This is a genomic window from Bacillus sp. UNCCL81, assembly GCF_900112535.1.
Taxonomy (GTDB): Bacteria; Bacillota; Bacilli; order Bacillales; family Bacillaceae_G; genus Gottfriedia; species Gottfriedia luciferensis_B.
Map to the genome: position 1 here is coordinate 1 of NZ_FOMF01000017.1, position 15802 is coordinate 15802.

Annotated in this window: 16 protein-coding genes and 2 rRNA genes; 17 read left to right on the top strand and 1 reads right to left on the bottom strand. The window is 33.6% G+C overall.

The window, feature by feature from the left end:
* From BM319_RS22550 to rsmI, 11 genes are all read left to right on the top strand, one after another.
* Positions 1-114 (top strand): 23S ribosomal RNA (locus BM319_RS22550); the annotation flags it as partial.
* Positions 115-171: 57 nt separating this feature from the next.
* Positions 172-287: ribosomal RNA gene (rrf, locus tag BM319_RS22555) — 5S ribosomal RNA — on the top strand.
* Positions 288-788: 501 nt separating this feature from the next.
* Positions 789-977 carry a sigma factor G inhibitor Gin gene (locus BM319_RS22560; RefSeq protein WP_248267553.1) on the top strand — a complete coding sequence of 63 codons (189 nt, stop codon included), beginning with the start codon at positions 789-791 and terminating at the stop codon, positions 975-977.
* Between the two features lie 341 nt (positions 978-1318).
* On the top strand, positions 1319-2737 hold the full coding sequence (locus BM319_RS22565) for an aminotransferase class I/II-fold pyridoxal phosphate-dependent enzyme (protein WP_091024792.1): 1419 nt from the start codon (positions 1319-1321) through the stop codon (positions 2735-2737).
* Between the two features lie 12 nt (positions 2738-2749).
* Positions 2750-3382, top strand: coding sequence for a dTMP kinase (gene tmk, locus BM319_RS22570; protein WP_091024794.1), 633 nt, complete (start codon positions 2750-2752; stop codon positions 3380-3382).
* Between the two features lie 211 nt (positions 3383-3593).
* Positions 3594-4589: a DNA polymerase III subunit delta' gene (holB, locus tag BM319_RS22575; protein ID WP_091024797.1), complete on the top strand. Its 996-nt coding sequence runs from the start codon at positions 3594-3596 to the stop codon at positions 4587-4589.
* 3 nt (positions 4590-4592) lie between these two features.
* The gene (locus BM319_RS22580; RefSeq protein WP_069033941.1) at positions 4593-5420 is read left to right on the top strand and encodes a PSP1 domain-containing protein; all 828 of its coding nucleotides are present in this window, start codon (positions 4593-4595) and stop codon (positions 5418-5420) included.
* A 12-nt stretch (positions 5421-5432) separates the two neighbouring features.
* Positions 5433-5792: a DNA replication initiation control protein YabA gene (gene yabA / locus BM319_RS22585; RefSeq protein ID WP_069033942.1), complete on the top strand. Its 360-nt coding sequence runs from the start codon at positions 5433-5435 to the stop codon at positions 5790-5792.
* 189 nt (positions 5793-5981) lie between these two features.
* Positions 5982-6722 (top strand): tRNA1(Val) (adenine(37)-N6)-methyltransferase, encoded by a 741-nt coding sequence (locus BM319_RS22590; RefSeq protein WP_069033943.1) that lies wholly within the window; start codon positions 5982-5984, stop codon positions 6720-6722.
* Complete coding sequence (locus BM319_RS22595) at positions 6709-6975, top strand: GIY-YIG nuclease family protein (protein ID WP_069033944.1); 267 nt, start codon at positions 6709-6711, stop codon at positions 6973-6975. Before BM319_RS22590 ends, BM319_RS22595 begins: the two co-directional genes overlap by 14 nt.
* Complete coding sequence (rsmI, locus tag BM319_RS22600) at positions 6971-7846, top strand: 16S rRNA (cytidine(1402)-2'-O)-methyltransferase (protein WP_091024816.1); 876 nt, start codon at positions 6971-6973, stop codon at positions 7844-7846. The genes BM319_RS22595 and rsmI overlap by 5 nt, the downstream gene beginning before the upstream one ends.
* Positions 7847-7952: 106 nt before the next feature.
* Here the strand turns inward: rsmI and abrB are convergent, their stop codons facing one another.
* A complete protein-coding gene (gene abrB / locus BM319_RS22605; protein ID WP_069033946.1) occupies positions 7953-8237 on the bottom strand; it encodes a transition state genes transcriptional regulator AbrB in 285 nt (94 codons plus the stop codon).
* Between the two features lie 302 nt (positions 8238-8539).
* Between abrB and metG the strand changes: the two genes are divergently transcribed.
* The 6 genes from metG to yabG all read left to right on the top strand — a co-directional run bounded on the left by metG (position 8540) and on the right by yabG (position 15750).
* Positions 8540-10516 carry a methionine--tRNA ligase gene (gene metG, locus BM319_RS22610; protein WP_069033947.1) on the top strand — a complete coding sequence of 659 codons (1977 nt, stop codon included), beginning with the start codon at positions 8540-8542 and terminating at the stop codon, positions 10514-10516.
* A 424-nt stretch (positions 10517-10940) separates the two neighbouring features.
* On the top strand, positions 10941-11711 hold the full coding sequence (locus tag BM319_RS22615) for a TatD family hydrolase (RefSeq protein ID WP_069033948.1): 771 nt from the start codon (positions 10941-10943) through the stop codon (positions 11709-11711).
* Positions 11712-11897: 186 nt separating this feature from the next.
* Entirely contained in the window at positions 11898-13106 is a 1209-nt protein-coding gene (locus tag BM319_RS22620) for a resuscitation-promoting factor (RefSeq protein ID WP_069033949.1), read from the top strand.
* Between the two features lie 140 nt (positions 13107-13246).
* Positions 13247-13801: a ribonuclease M5 gene (rnmV, locus tag BM319_RS22625; RefSeq protein ID WP_056474503.1), complete on the top strand. Its 555-nt coding sequence runs from the start codon at positions 13247-13249 to the stop codon at positions 13799-13801.
* A complete protein-coding gene (gene rsmA, locus BM319_RS22630; RefSeq protein WP_069033951.1) occupies positions 13801-14682 on the top strand; it encodes a 16S rRNA (adenine(1518)-N(6)/adenine(1519)-N(6))-dimethyltransferase RsmA in 882 nt (293 codons plus the stop codon). Before rnmV ends, rsmA begins: the two co-directional genes overlap by 1 nt.
* Positions 14683-14871: 189 nt before the next feature.
* Entirely contained in the window at positions 14872-15750 is an 879-nt protein-coding gene (gene yabG / locus BM319_RS22635) for a sporulation peptidase YabG (protein WP_069033952.1), read from the top strand.
* Positions 15751-15802 lie beyond the last annotated feature (52 nt).

Consider the following 15802-nt stretch of genomic DNA (forward strand, 5'->3'; position numbering starts at 1 on the left):
CCCATAGCGTTAAGCTAGTAAGACCCCTGAGAGACGATCAGGTTGATAGGTCAGAGGTGGAAGCGTGGTGACACGTGGAGCTGACTGATACTAATCGGTCGAGGACTTAACTAACAAGTTTGATAATGACATTATCTAGTTTTGAGGGTACGAAGTACAACTCAATACAAATCAGGTGATTATTGCGAAGAGGTCACACCCGTTCCCATACCGAACACGGCAGTTAAGCTCTTCAGCGTCGATGGTAGTTGGGGGTTTCCCCCTGTGAGAGTAGAACGTCGCCTGGTAACCAAAAACATCAGCTATTAGGCTGATGTTTTTTTGTGTATGTAAATAAAAAAATTAAAGAACCAAAGTTAAATAATTTAAAACTTGACCAATGTATTTAATCAAAGCTAATTTCACTAGTACTTCACTTAAAGGCATTTGCTTTAAGTAGCAGTTCTTTTGAGGTACTGGGTTTACTTATATATAGAGCACAGCACAGGCAGGCGAAGTAATCAAGAAAACAAGCGTTTGGCGAGTAATTAGAGTCAGAGACTACAAATTTTTGTAGTCCTTTTTTAGTAGTTAGAAGGAACAAAAATAAGATCAAAGCAGGAAAGTAGTATCATGTTAGAAAAAAATATTTAAAATAGAGAGCACAAAATTAGAACTATTTTCATATATTACAAAAAAATAGGCCTTAAATTGTATAAAAAGTTTTTAATTTGCAAAACTAAATAATAAACGAAATTGTTTAATCAATCGTAAATTACACTGGAAAAACACTTAGAGGAGGAATAAAGGTGAATGGTTTATCAAAATGTATAGTTTGTGAAGAGAAAAAGGAACATGGCATTCATATTATAGAAGCATTTGTATGTGAAGAGTGTGAAAAGAAAATCGTAAAAACTGAAACAGACGCACCTATATACAATTCCTTTGTAGAGAAGTTAAGATGTATTAGTACGGTGAAAGAAGAAATTGCGAATTAGAGATTAGCATAAGCGTAATAGACTAATAGTAGTAGTCTAATAAGTTTTTGTAAGTTAAAATAAGATATAAAGTGAAGGACCGATTTTATATACAGGTACCTCTGCCATAATTTATTACTGTTTTGTCACTCCTTAATGTGACTGGACCTTTAAGTAATGGAGAGAACTTGTAAATATAATCGGTTTTTATATTGTCTATAAAATATTGGATTTTGAATTAGGTAGTTGTATTAAAATGTTGAAAAGTATGTTTGGAATGGTTAAATTAAAACCTAACTAAAAAATATACTAGTATAACGATACATACAAATAAATTGCGTAAATTAAAGGAAGAGTTATTGATGAATAAAATGCCATTACTAAATGCACTGAAACAGTTTGTAAATCAAGAAACAATATCTCTACATGTTCCAGGTCATAAAAATGGAAAGCACAATTTTATAAATGAATTAGGATTACCAAATATATTAAATTATGATGTGACAGAATTAAATGGCTTAGATGACTTACATTACCCTTCAGAGGTGATTAGTGAGGCTCAAAAATTGTTAGCGAACGTATACAAAGCAGAAGAAAGTTTCTTTTTAGTAAATGGCTCAACTGTGGGTAACCTAGCTGCAATTTTAGCGTTATGTGGTGAAAATGACGAAGTATTAGTACAACGCAATTGTCATAAGTCAATTTTTCATGGTCTTTTACTTGCTGGAGCAAGACCTATATTCTTACCATTAGATATTGATGAAGAGTTAGGACAGCCACTTGGGGTAAACAGTGAGGAATCTATAAATGTAATAAAAAATTATCCGAAAGCAAAAGCAATCATTTTAACCAATCCTAATTACTATGGAATGTCTCAGAATTTAAAAAATATAATTGAGTTCGCTCATAGTATGGAGATCCCAACAATCGTGGATGAGGCTCATGGAACACATTTTATAATCGGGGATCCCTTTCCAAATGATGCACTCTCTATGGGTGCCGATATTGTCATACAATCAGCGCATAAAACTTTGCCTGCAATGACAATGGGTTCTTATTTACATATAAAATCAAAATTTGTTTGCAAAGATAAAGTAAGAGAAATGCTGAGAATGCTACAAAGCAGCAGTCCCTCTTATCCAATTATGGCTTCCTTAGATTACGCAAGGAGTTTTGTCGAAACATTTTCTCACGATAAGGTGAAAATACTTCAAAAGAAAATTGCCGAATTTATTAAAGAAGTTAATGATTTATCTAGTATACAAACTGTTACATCAAGTCGAATAAACTATACACAAGATTTACTAAAAGTAATCGTAAAAAGTAAAAAAGGTCATACCGGTAAGCAATTACAGGAAATATTTGAAAATGAGGGAGTCTATTCTGAACTATCAGATTGGGGACATGTGCTGTTCATCCTTCCGCTAGATGAAAGAATGGATTTTAATGACCTTGTTAATCGTATAAAAAAAGCAACTGAATCTATGACTTATATTGAAAATAAACAACCTAAGCTTAATATACCTAACTTCACGAGTACAGTTTTACATAGTTACGCTGACTTAAAGAAAAAGAGGAAGTTGGTAAAAGATTTGGCAGATTCGGTAGGAGAAATCTCTGCAGAAAATATAGTTCCTTATCCACCAGGAATTCCTATTTTACTAAAGGGTGAACTAGTTACTACTAAGCATGTTGATTATATTTATGATGTATATCAATATGGAATGACAATTCAAAATTTGATTGAAGATAAAAATTTACAAATTGAAGTATTGATTTAGGAGGAAACACACTTGAAATCTTTATTCATTACATTCGAAGGACCAGAGGGTGCAGGGAAAACAACAATTATAAAAATGATATCAGAAGAACTTCGTAAAAGAAGTGTAAATTTTATATCCACTCGAGAACCAGGTGGGATACGGATCGCTGAAAGTATAAGAAATATTATATTAGACACAGAGAATATTGAAATGGACAAGCGTACGGAGGCGCTACTTTATGCTGCAGCAAGGAGACAGCATTTAGCAGAGAAAGTAATCCCTGCATTGGCAGAAGGAAAAATTGTGTTGTGTGATCGATTTGTAGATAGCTCGCTTGCATATCAAGGTGTCGGTAGAGGGATTGGAATAGATGAAATTTATAATATCAATCAATTTGCAATCGATGGATTAATGCCTGATTTAACAATTTACTTTGAGTTAGACCCTAAAGTTGGGTTAAATAGAGTTCACCAAGCAGATGAGAGAGAAATCAATCGACTTGATTTAGAAGAACTAGATTTTCATTTAAAAGTTCAAAGTGGATATGTCGAAATTATGAAGAGAGAGCCATGGCGCTTTAAACGAATTGATGCATCAAACGAGGTCGCTCAAGTATTTAATGATACATTGAAAGTGATTTTAGAAAAAATAGAAGAAATTTAATTATATACAAAACTTGATTACATGAACAATAACATGACGGAACTGGTATAATAGAAGTAGGAATCTATTCGGAACTTAACTAAAAATTACTTTGAATCAATAGAAAATTGTAGGCTAAAAGTTAGCCTGAAGTAATTGGTAATACGATTTTAAAAAAAGATCCAATTTAAAAATATCATTGATTAATTTATAGATATGAGTAGGTGTAAACATGAAAACATCTTGGGAGAAACTAAGCGAGCGTCAACCAGTTGCCACAAAAATGTTAAAAAATGCAGTAATTAAGAACAGGGTAGCTCATGCTTACTTATTTGAAGGCCCAAGAGGAACTGGTAAACGCGAACTTGCATTATACTACACAAAAGTATTACTATGTGAGAATGTAAGTGGCGCTACACCTTGTGGAACTTGTCGTAATTGTAAGCGTGTCGATTCGGGTAATCACCCAAATGTTTATGTAATTGAACCCGAAGAAGCCTCAATAAAGAAACATCAAATTCAACAATTACAAGAAGAATTCTCTAAAACAGCTGTTGAATCGAATCGAAAAATTTATATAATAGACCATGCTGATCGAATGACAACAAATGCAGCTAATTCTTTATTGAAATTTTTGGAAGAACCGGTCTCAATTACAACTGCATTTTTACTAACTGAACAAGTACAACAAATTTTGCCAACGATACAATCTCGCTGTCAATCAATCCATTTTAATCCATTACCAACAAAATACTTTGAAGAACATCTTGTTAATATAGAGCTCCAATCAAACTTAGTACCATTATTAGCAAGATTAACAAATAGTGAGGCAGTTGCACTTCAAATTGCTGAAGAAGAATGGTTTGCACAAGCTAGAGATTTAGTGATAGAATTATATGAAGCATTATTAACAACAAAAAAAGATAGTCTTCTAGTCATACAACAAAATGTTTCTCGTCATTTTGATACGAAGGAACAGTTACAAATGATGCTTGATATGCTTGTATTAGCCTTTAAAGATATGCTATATATATATGCTGAGCAAGATCAAAATGTTGTTTTTAAAAATGAAGAACCATTAATGAGACAATCATTAAATCGTATTTCATTAGAGAAAGTAACCACTTGTTTAGAAATCATCCTTTTTGCTAAAAAGCGATTAACATCAAACGCAAATATGTTAATGGTTTTAGAGCAAATGATAATAGAGCTACAGGAGGGATTGTAGATTGTGTACGAAGTAGTCGGAGTACGTTTTAAAAAAGCTGGTAAAATCTATTATTTCGACCCAAATGGATTAGCAATCCCTAAAGATACTTTTGTCATCGTTGAGACGGTGAGAGGGATTGAATTTGGAAAAGTAGTTGTACCGAATAAAAAGGTCGGAGAAAATGACGTAGTCCTTCCGTTAAAAAAAGTCATGCGATTAGCTGATGAGCATGATCGTATGATTGTTGAAGAGAATAAACAATCAGCTAAAGAAGCTTATGAAGTTTGTTCTAGTAAAGTTATGCAACATGAACTAGATATGAAATTAGTTGATGTCGAATATACATTTGACCGAAATAAAGTCATCTTTTATTTTACAGCAGATGGTAGAATAGACTTTAGGGAATTAGTAAAGGATTTAGCTGCAGTATTCCGTACTCGAATAGAATTAAGACAAATAGGAGTACGTGATGAAGCTAAAATGCTCGGTGGGATTGGGCCTTGCGGTAGAATGTTATGTTGTTCAACGTTCTTAGGTGATTTTGAACCAGTATCCATTAAAATGGCTAAAGATCAAAACCTTTCTCTTAACCCGGCGAAAATTTCAGGACTTTGTGGCCGATTAATGTGCTGCTTAAAATATGAAAATGACGAGTATGAGGCTGCAAAAGAACAACTTCCAGACTTAGAGGATATCATCAAGACAGCAGAAGGTCCTGGAAGAGTAATAGGATTGAACATCTTAGAACGAGTTATTCAGGTAGAATTGATCAAAAAAGAACGCGTTGTGGAGTATACCCTAGATGATTTAATTCACGAGGGAGTCGTGTCAATACAAACCACAGATTAAGAGGTGGTAAGATTGGACAAGAAGAATATATTCTTATCTCTTTCCAATATGGAAGAACAAATTCAAGATTTATCAACACAGCTTAGTGATTTAAAACAATATATCGCTGAGCTACTAGAAGAAAATCACTATACGAAAATTGAGAATGATCACTTACGAGAAAGATTAGGTCTAAATAAACGTATAGAAGAAAAAGAACAAATAAAAGACTCAAAGAAGAAAAAGGTACAAAAGGATAAGGATCTTGGGGAAGGCTATGATAATTTAGCAAGATTGTACCAAGAAGGTTTCCATATTTGTAATCTACATTATGGAAGCGTACGTCATGGTGAGGACTGTCTGTTTTGTTTATCCTTCTTTGATAAAAAGTAAAGTAATGGTAGGCTATTCCGGAAGAAGCGAGCGATTACCTTTTTAGAAAACAGCTAGGAAATAAGCTGTTTATAAAGGTAAAGCGCGCAGGTTCCAAATGGAATAGCTTCTTTTTATGCATTGCTAGTTAATTGTTATACAATTAGGCAATGCTAAAAGATAATATTGGTATGAATTTGAAAGGAACTAATTATGCTTAAAGGTGACGAACGCTTAGATTACTTATTAACCGATGATATGAGGATTATTCAAAGTCCATCCGTTTTTTCATTTTCATTAGATGCAGTTCTTTTATCCAATTTTACATATGTCCCGATCCAAAAAGGTACAATTGTTGATTTATGCTCTGGAAATGGAGTTATTCCATTGATGCTTCACCGAAGATCTAAAGCAAATATATTCGGTGTAGAAATACAAGAGCGACTGTATGATATGGCTAAAAGAAGCGTTGAATACAACAAGTTAGATGAAAAAATATCAATGATTCATGACGATTTAAAAAATGCACCAGATAAAATAGGTAGAGAATTTGTAGATGTTGTTACGTGTAATCCACCATACTTTCAAGATATTCCCACTTCTGAACAGAATATGAATGAGCATTATGCAATAGCGAGACATGAGATTAAAACGAATTTAGAAGAAGTAATCAATGCAAGTAAACAACTTTTAAAGCATGGTGGAAAATTGGCGATGGTTCATCGTCCAGGGCGTATGTTGGATATTGTTACAACAATGCGCAAACATGGTATTGAGCCGAAAAGAATTCAGTTTGTTTATCCAAAAATGGGTAAGGAAGCAAATACACTTCTAATTGAAGGTATTAAAGGTGGGAAGGCTGACCTTAAAATTTTGCCTCCTATCTACGTATATGAGGAAAATAACGAGTATACGGCTGAGTTAAAGGAAATTCTATATGGAAGATCATAAACACTATTTATACGTGCTAGAATGTTCAGATACAACTTTCTATGCAGGATATACAACAAATATTGAACGTAGAGTAAAACAACACAACGATGGAAAGGGTGCAAAATATACAAGGGGTAGGACACCTGTAAATTGTATATTTTTTGAGGAGTACCCAACCAAAAGAGAAGCGATGCAAGCGGAATACGCTTTTAAGCAATTATCAAGAGAAAACAAAGAACGATATATGAGAGGAGGAACTGGTAATGATTAAAAGTCAAAAGAGCTTCTTAAATGAGGAATTAGGCTGTCTTTATTTAATACCAACCCCTATTGGTAACTTAGAAGATATGACGTTTAGAGCGGTACGAATACTAAAAGAAGTAGATTATATTGCGGCGGAGGATACTCGTAACACGAAAAAGCTGTGTAATCACTTCGAAATACAAACGCCATTAGTGAGTTATCATGAGCATAATAAAGAAAAAGCAGGATTAAAGCTTGTAGAAGACTTGAAACGAGGATTAAAAGTTGGATTAGTAAGTGATGCAGGAATGCCATGTATAAATGACCCAGGTTATGAGCTTGTAAAACTTTGTTTAGAAGAAGGTATTTCTGTCGTTCCTTTGCCAGGTGCAAATGCTGCCTTAACATCTTTAATATCATCTGGACTGCCTACTGATTCGTTTTTATACATAGGATTCTTGTCACGTCAAAAGAAAGATAAGAAGAAGCAATTAGAACCGTTAAAGGGACAACGTAGTACAGTCATTTTATATGAGTCTCCACACCGTTTAAAAGAAACGTTACACGTTATTCTTGAAGTATTAGGTGACAGACAAATTGTACTTTGTAGAGAATTAACAAAGAAGTTCGAAGAGTTTTTACGTGGGACAGTTAGTGATGCAATAGACTGGGCAACGAATGAAGAAGTACGTGGAGAGTTTGTAGTTGTTTTAGAAGGGGCATCTGAAGAAGATGTGAAAAACAATGAGGAGTGTTGGTGGCAGGAACTATCAATTAACCAACATGTCGATTGGTACATAAATGAAAAAAATGAAAAAAGTAAAGATGCAATAAAACTTGTTGCGAAGGATCGTTCATTAAATAAAAGGGACGTCTATGCGGAATATCACGAAATTTAATAAGGATTAAAAATGAAGTTAGGCTGTCTTTTTATTTGTTATTCTCTATTCATTTTTTACTTGCTTTTATTTAGAGAATGCAATTAAAATAGGCAGCCTCTTCAATTTAATTATTATCAGCTATAAATTGTTCAATCTCGAATTTTAGAAGCTCTGCGCCTTTTTTACTTAAAACAATTTTGCCATCAGCAACCTCAAGATTATTTTGAGAAATTTCTCCCGTCATCATACAAGTCATATTTGGTTCATACTTTTTTAGGATAATTCGATCATCCTGAACAAATATTTCAAGTGTGTCTCTTTCAGTGATATTTAGTGTTCTTCTAAGTTCAATTGGAATGACTACACGGCCAAGCTCGTCTACCTTACGGACAATTCCTGTAGATTTCATAATTAATCCTCCTAGTATAAAGTTTTTATGAAAATAAATGTGCTATGTAGTCCAAAAAACAGAGATACATAGTGTTACTATGCCAATATGGGTTAATTAAAGAGAAAATGTATGTATATTTACGAGAAATAATAGAAATAGATGTTACTATTGTGTAAAATTTAACTTATAAAATAAGTATGAAGTTGTAATAGTAGATGGGGATATGCAGATAACTCATTTTTCATTTTATAATGAAATGCAAAATCATGCGAATAATTTAGTGTCAATATTTAGAATTTTTGAAGGAGGATTTTTGGTCAATGAGTAATAAAACTTTTTATATTACAACCCCAATATATTATCCGAGCGGAAAATTACATATAGGTCATGCTTATACGACTGTTGCTGGGGATGCAATGGCTAGATATAAAAGACTTCAAGGTTTTGATGTTTTTTATTTAACGGGTACAGATGAACATGGTCAAAAAATTCAACGTAAAGCTGAGGAATTAAATGTCTCGCCTCAAAAATACTTAGATGATATTGTTGTAGGAATTAAGGAATTATGGACAAAATTAGATATTTCATATGATGACTTTATCCGTACAACAGAAAATAGACATAAAGAAATTGTTGAAAAGATTTTCAAGCAATTACTTGATCAAGGTGATATTTATTTGGACGAGTATGAGGGTTGGTATTCAGTACCGGATGAAACATATTATACTGAAACACAAATTGTTGATCCTCTATATAATGAAGAAGGAAAAATTATTGGTGGAAAAAGTCCTGACAGCGGCCATCCAGTAGAGCTAGTTAAAGAAGAGTCATATTTCTTTAAAATGAGTAAATATGCTGACCGATTACTGAAGTATTATGAAGAAAACCCAGAATTTATTCAACCTGAATCAAGAAAAAATGAAATGATTAACAATTTCATTAAACCAGGCTTAGAGGATCTAGCTGTCTCACGTACTTCATTCGACTGGGGTGTAAAGGTACCTGGCAATGCTAAACATGTAATTTATGTTTGGATTGACGCTTTATCTAACTATATTACGGCTTTAGGTTATGGTTCAGATAATGAAGAAAACTATAAAAAATATTGGCCAGCGAATGTTCATTTAGTTGGTAAAGAAATTGTACGTTTCCACACGATTTATTGGCCGATTATGTTAATGGCATTAGACTTACCATTACCTAAAAAGGTCTTTGCTCACGGATGGTTATTAATGAAAGACGGCAAGATGAGTAAATCAAAAGGAAATGTTGTAGATCCAGTAGTATTAATCGAACGATATGGCTTAGATGCTCTGAGATACTATTTATTACGTGAAGTTCCTTTTGGATCAGATGGTATTTTTACGCCAGAAGGATTCGTTGACCGTATTAATTTTGATTTAGCAAATGATCTAGGAAATTTATTAAATCGAACAATTGCAATGATCCAAAAATACTTTGATGGTAATATTCCTGCAGTTAACGGCACAGTAACAGATTTTGATGAAAACCTTCAACAAATGGCAAAGAACACGAAGGAAACTGTGGAAGCAGCAATGGAAAATATGGAATTTTCAGTTGCATTAACAAATATTTGGCAGTTCGTTAGTCGTACAAACAAATATATTGATGAGACACAGCCGTGGGTACTTGCTAAGGACGAAAGCCGTGTACAAGAACTAGCATCGGTAATGGCGCATTTAGCTGAATCTTTACGTCAAGTGGGGATTTTATTAAAACCTTTCTTAACTCAGACTCCAGCAAAAATTTTCAATCAGTTAGGACTCGTTGATGAAAAGATTCTTTCATGGGATAGCCTAAATAAGTTTGGAGCAATTCAAGAGGATACGAGAGTACAAAAGGGTGAACCGATTTTCCCACGTTTAGAGACAGAGGTTGAAGTTGCATATATTAAAGAACAAATGCAAAGTACTGTAAAACCAGTGGTAGAAGAGAAAGTCGAAGAAACTGTTCCTGAAATTACAATTGATGATTTCTTTAAAGTTCAACTAAAGGTAGCTGAAGTAAAAGAAGCTGGTGCAGTAAAAGGAGCAAAAAAACTTCTAAAACTTCAATTAGATTTAGGAAATGAATCAAGACAAGTTGTATCAGGTATAGCGGAATACTATAAACCAGAAGACTTAATTGGTAGAAAAGTGATCTGCGTAACGAATTTAAAACCTGTAAAGCTTAGAGGGGAATTATCCGAAGGGATGATCCTTGCAGGAAGTATTGAAGGTAAACTATCACTAGCAACAATTGATCAATCATTACCAAACGGTACTATTATTAAATAAAGTTACTAAGAAAAGTATTTCGTGTAAAAACTAACATGAAATACTTTTCTTTTTTGATTTATTTTACTGAAATAATTGTTGTATTGTGCAGAAAATTGTAAAAATATCATAAGAATCACAAAAATGATAATAAATTGTTGATTTATGGCAGGTATTAACAAGTTATTGTTAAAAAATGTCACTATATGAAGAAAATATTACAGATTGATTACAATAGTAAACTAAAAAAATTATCAGAATTTTGTTTCAAAAAGCAAGAAAGTCTTGATATAACATGGAATTAATTTAAAACATCTTTAAAAATTAATTAGAAATTGCTTAATTTTGACTGTTTCTTTTTGTAACGGAATTGTTAACTGTGCGTTAGGTAAGAAATTTTACGGTATGCTAGACTAAATCTCAGATGAGCAAAGGGGAAGTAAAAATGCTTTTTGATACACATGTACATTTAAATGCAGATCAATACAAAGAAGACCTTGAAGAAGTAATAAGTAGAGCTCTTGAAGCAGGAGTTGTTCATCAAGTAGTTGTTGGCTTTGATCGACCAACAATTACGAAAGCTATGGAATTAATTGAGAAGTATGATTTTCTTTATGCAGCTATTGGCTGGCATCCAGTTGATGCAATTGACGCAACTGATGAAGATTTTGAATGGATTAAGGAATTATCAAAACATCCTAAAGTAGTAGCAATTGGTGAAACTGGATTAGATTACTACTGGGATAAATCTCCAAAGGAAATCCAAAAAGAAGTATTTCGCAAACAAATTCAATTAGCGAAAGAATGCGGACTACCGATTGTCATTCACAATCGAGACGCAACAGAAGACATTGTAACCATTTTAAAAGAAGAAAATGCATCTGAAGTAGGTGGCATCATGCACTGCTTCGGCGGAAGTGTGGAAACTGCAAAAGAATGTATTAAAATGAACTTCTATATTTCATTAGGAGGACCAGTTACATTTAAGAATGCAAAAAAACCAAAAGAAGTTGCGACAGAGATTCCGTTAGAAAATCTATTAATCGAAACGGATTGTCCATACTTAACACCACATCCGTATAGAGGAAAAAGAAACGAACCTAGCTATGTATCACTTGTTGCTGATGAAATTGCACGTTTAAAAAACATATCAGTCGAGGAAGTTCAAAAACGAACTTTCGAAAATGCGTGTAATATTTTTCAGATTAACAAATGATCTCATGAACTAGTACGAATACATAATATTCGTCACAGTTCACGTATGAAGAGTTGAAGAATTTGTCGAAAGAAAACTCTTCTACTTCTAAATCTAGTAAACATACATTCAGTAGAGTAGAAGCACTAGTTAATAGGTTTGGAGCTAGTCAATCTTTTTTCTCAGGCGAAAAGGAGGAGTAAAATCGTGATAGACGCGAATAGGTTACTTTCTAGACTTGGGAGTAGTAAAAAACTAGCAGTACAACTTGCAGGAGCTTTAGTTTTCACTGGATCAGTAGGTACAGGAGCATATGAGGGACTTAAAGAACAAGTAACTCTTGAGGTAGACGGGAAGGAACAGGTTATTCAAACACATGCAAATACTGTGGCTGAATTATTAAAAGAACAAAATATTAATATTACGAATGCAGATGAAATATATCCGTCAGCCAAAACGAAAATATCAGATGATATGGATATTACAGTTCATTTAGCGAAACCTGTTAAACTTACGATCGATGGGCAGGAAAAAGTCATTATGACAACTGCTCAAACGGTAAAGGAATTATTAAAGGAACAAAATATTAAGATCAATCCTGATGATGTTATAATGCCTGCACTGTCAACACCGTTAGAGGAAAATGGTAAGGTATCTTACGAAAAAGCATTCCCTATGGTATTAAATGACGGAGGAGTTTCTAAAAAAGTATTTGCAACTTCGACTACTGTCGCTGACTTTTTAGAAAAGCAGAACATTACATTAAACGAATTTGACCGAGTTGAACCAGGTGCCGGCGAAATGATCAAACAAAATGATACAGTTCGAGTTATCCGTGTCGAAAAAGTCAACGATGTGGTGGAAGAGCCTGTAGATTTTAAAGAAAAAGAGCAAAAAGATTCTTCTATGTATAAGGATGAATCTTCGGTCATTTCAGAAGGTGTAAAAGGGCTTGTTAAACGTAACTTTGAATTGATTAAAGAAAATGGTAAGGTAGTTTCTAAAACGCTAGTAGATGAAACTATTTTAAAAGAACCAGTTGATCGAGTAGTTGCAGTTGGAACAAAGTCTGTACCAACATCAAGTGCATTAGTAAAATCTAGTGCTCCAAAATCAAGTAGTAAGGTAAAAGAAATGTACGTTGAAGCAACTGCATATTCACCTTACGATGCTGGGATGTCTGGTGTAACAGCTTTAGGTATTAATGTTCGTAAAAATCCTAACACAAAACTGATTGCAGTTGATCCAAAAGTGATTCCTTTAGGATCTAAAGTTTGGGTTGAAGGATATGGTGTTGCTATTGCTGGTGATACAGGTGGAGCAATTAAAGGTAGAAGAATCGATATTCTAATGCCTACAAAAGACGATTGTTTTGATTTTGGTCGTCGTACTGTAAAAATTCGTATTATTAGTTAATATTTTTAAAATAGATCGTTGTTTGAATGAAAGTAGAAGGATAAGTCCTTCTGCTTTTTTTTATACTACTTTTAAGAGAGTATGAAGTTTTATTATCCTTATGGTATGATTACATATACTTGTATTGGTTGGAGGAACAAATGAAAATTAAAGAAATCATTGTTGTTGAAGGTAAAGATGATACGGCGGCAATTAAAAGAGCTGTGGATGCAGATACAATTGAAACAAGTGGTTCTGCTATAAATAAGGATACTTTAAAATTAATAAAGCATGCTCAGGAGACTCGAGGAGTTATCGTATTTACAGATCCTGATTATCCTGGACAACGTATTCGCTCGATTATTAAAGAACATGTACCAGGATGTAAGCATGCGTTTTTACCAAAGGAAGAAGCTGTTCGTTCAGGTAAAAAAGGATTAGGAATCGAGCATGCTACTAGAGAATCTATTCGAAATGCTTTAATTCATGTTAAGCAGGAATTTATCGAAGTTGAATCTGAAATTACAAAGGAAGATTTAATAGATGCCGGATTAATTGGACATCCCTCTTCAAGTGAAAGACGAGATAAACTTGGTAAAATTCTTAATATAGGTTATACAAACGGTAAGCAACTAGAGAAAAGACTGCAAATGTTTCAAATCTCAAAAGATGAATTTGGGCAAGCAGTAAAAAAAGTTTTAATGGAGGAAAAATAATGAAGGATATCGCGACACCTAGTCGAACGAAAGAAATATTAGCCAAGTACGATTTCTTCTTTAAAAAAAGCTTTGGTCAAAATTTCTTAATTGATACAAATATACTAGAAAACATTGTAAGTTATGCAGATTTAACTGAAGAAAGTTGTGCAATTGAAATTGGACCGGGAATTGGAGCATTAACTGAGCAAATTGCTAAGCGTGCTAAGAAAGTATTAGCTTTTGAAATTGATAATAGACTAATCCCAATCTTAGAAGATACACTTTCACCATATGATAATATACAAATCGTTAATGAAGACGTATTAAAGGCAGATGTTGAAAAAGCGATTAATGAGTATTTGCCGAATGAGTTAGATATAATGGTAGTCGCTAACTTGCCTTATTATGTAACGACACCAATTATCATGAAGCTATTAACAGAAGGTTTACCAATCAGAGGCATTGTTTGTATGTTACAAAAAGAAGTGGCTGACCGTATCTCCGCTAAGCCGGGAACAAAGGATTATGGTTCACTATCAATCGCAATACAGTTTTATACACATGCTTCAACTGTTATGACTGTACCTAGAACAGTCTTTATGCCACAGCCAAATGTTGATTCTGCTGTTATAAAGCTAGTAAAACGTGAAGAACCAGCAGCAGAGGTAATTGATGAATCATTCTTTTTTGAAGTAGTTAGAGCGAGCTTTGCTCAAAGACGAAAAACATTAAATAATAATTTATTAAATAACTTTTCTCATCTTAAAAAGGATAAAGCAATACTTGAAGCTTGTCTTCTAGAGGCAGGTATTGAGGGAACAAGAAGAGGAGAAACTTTATCAATTCAAGAATTTGCAACATTAAGTAATAGTCTATATAAACAAGTAAAAGTAAAATAACAAAGAGATGATTATAAGCTAGTTTACCAACTAGTTTGTAATCATCTTTTTTTTTGCTACTTTATTTTAGTTCTGTTGCCCTACAAAAGTTCAATAAACCTTCTTTTCACCCTTTTTTTTGTCCATACATAATCTAAAAAAAGAGAGCGAACTCGTAGTGTACTTAAGCAATTTTGGAGGGGAAGGCATGTGAATATTAATGTAGGGGATATAGTAGAAAGAGCATCTTATAAATATGACCTAGTTTTTCGAGTAGTGGAGGTAAAACAAATCGGGGATGAAGTCATTGCTGTTTTATATGGTGACGATTTTCGTTTAATTGCTGATGCGCCTTTATCTGACCTGCGAGTAATCATTGAATCAGAGTATCGAGAAAAAGGTAAAAGATCATCTGTTCAAATTGAGGAAAACTACAAACTATTTAAAAGAGAAGCCTTGGAGCAAAAAGAAAAAAGAAGATTTCAAGCAACAAATGGATATAGAACAGATGTAAATCTTTTTCAAATACCAGGTCGGGTACTTCACATCGATGGAGATCCAATTTATTTAAAAAAATGTCTTGAAATGTATAATAAGATGGGTGTCCCCGTTGAGGGAATCTATTGTAAGGAAACAGAATTACCAACAAAAATTGGTTATTACTTAGATCATTATCGTCCCGATATACTCGTTATAACTGGTCATGATGCATACACAAAGGCAAAAGGGGTCGTTACTGATATAGAAGCTTACAGACATTCAAGATATTTTGTCGATGCTGTAAAAGAAGCGCGAAAAAAGGTTCCGTCTTTAGATCACCTTGTAATTTTTGCTGGGGCATGTCAATCTCACTTTGAAGCGATTATACGCGCAGGAGCAAACTTTGCAAGCTCACCAACTAGGGTAAACATACATGCATTAGATCCCGTTTATGTTGTTGGAAAGATAAGCTTCACATCATTTATGGATCGAGTAAATGTTTATGAAGTAGTTCGTAATACAATTACAGGTGAAAAGGGACTAGGCGGAGTAGAAACAAAAGGAATTTTAAGAACAGGGCTACCTTTCCAATCGATGGAAGAGGAGTAAGGAAAAGATTTTCTACATTAGCGAGAGAACTCGTATGTAGAAAATCTTTTTT

What these genes read in the sequence shown, in the direction of transcription:
- BM319_RS22565 (WP_091024792.1), top strand. Translation starts at nt 1,319, where the DNA reads ATGAATAAAATGCCATTACTAAATGCACTGAAACAGTTTGTAAATCAA.
- abrB (WP_069033946.1), bottom strand. Translation starts at nt 8,237, where the DNA reads ATGAAATCTACAGGAATTGTCCGTAAGGTAGACGAGCTTGGCCGTGTA.
- metG (WP_069033947.1), top strand. Translation starts at nt 8,540, where the DNA reads ATGAGTAATAAAACTTTTTATATTACAACCCCAATATATTATCCGAGC.
- BM319_RS22595 (WP_069033944.1), top strand. Translation starts at nt 6,709, where the DNA reads ATGGAAGATCATAAACACTATTTATACGTGCTAGAATGTTCAGATACA.
- BM319_RS22615 (WP_069033948.1), top strand. Translation starts at nt 10,941, where the DNA reads ATGCTTTTTGATACACATGTACATTTAAATGCAGATCAATACAAAGAA.
- rnmV (WP_056474503.1), top strand. Translation starts at nt 13,247, where the DNA reads ATGAAAATTAAAGAAATCATTGTTGTTGAAGGTAAAGATGATACGGCG.
- rsmA (WP_069033951.1), top strand. Translation starts at nt 13,801, where the DNA reads ATGAAGGATATCGCGACACCTAGTCGAACGAAAGAAATATTAGCCAAG.
- holB (WP_091024797.1), top strand. Translation starts at nt 3,594, where the DNA reads ATGAAAACATCTTGGGAGAAACTAAGCGAGCGTCAACCAGTTGCCACA.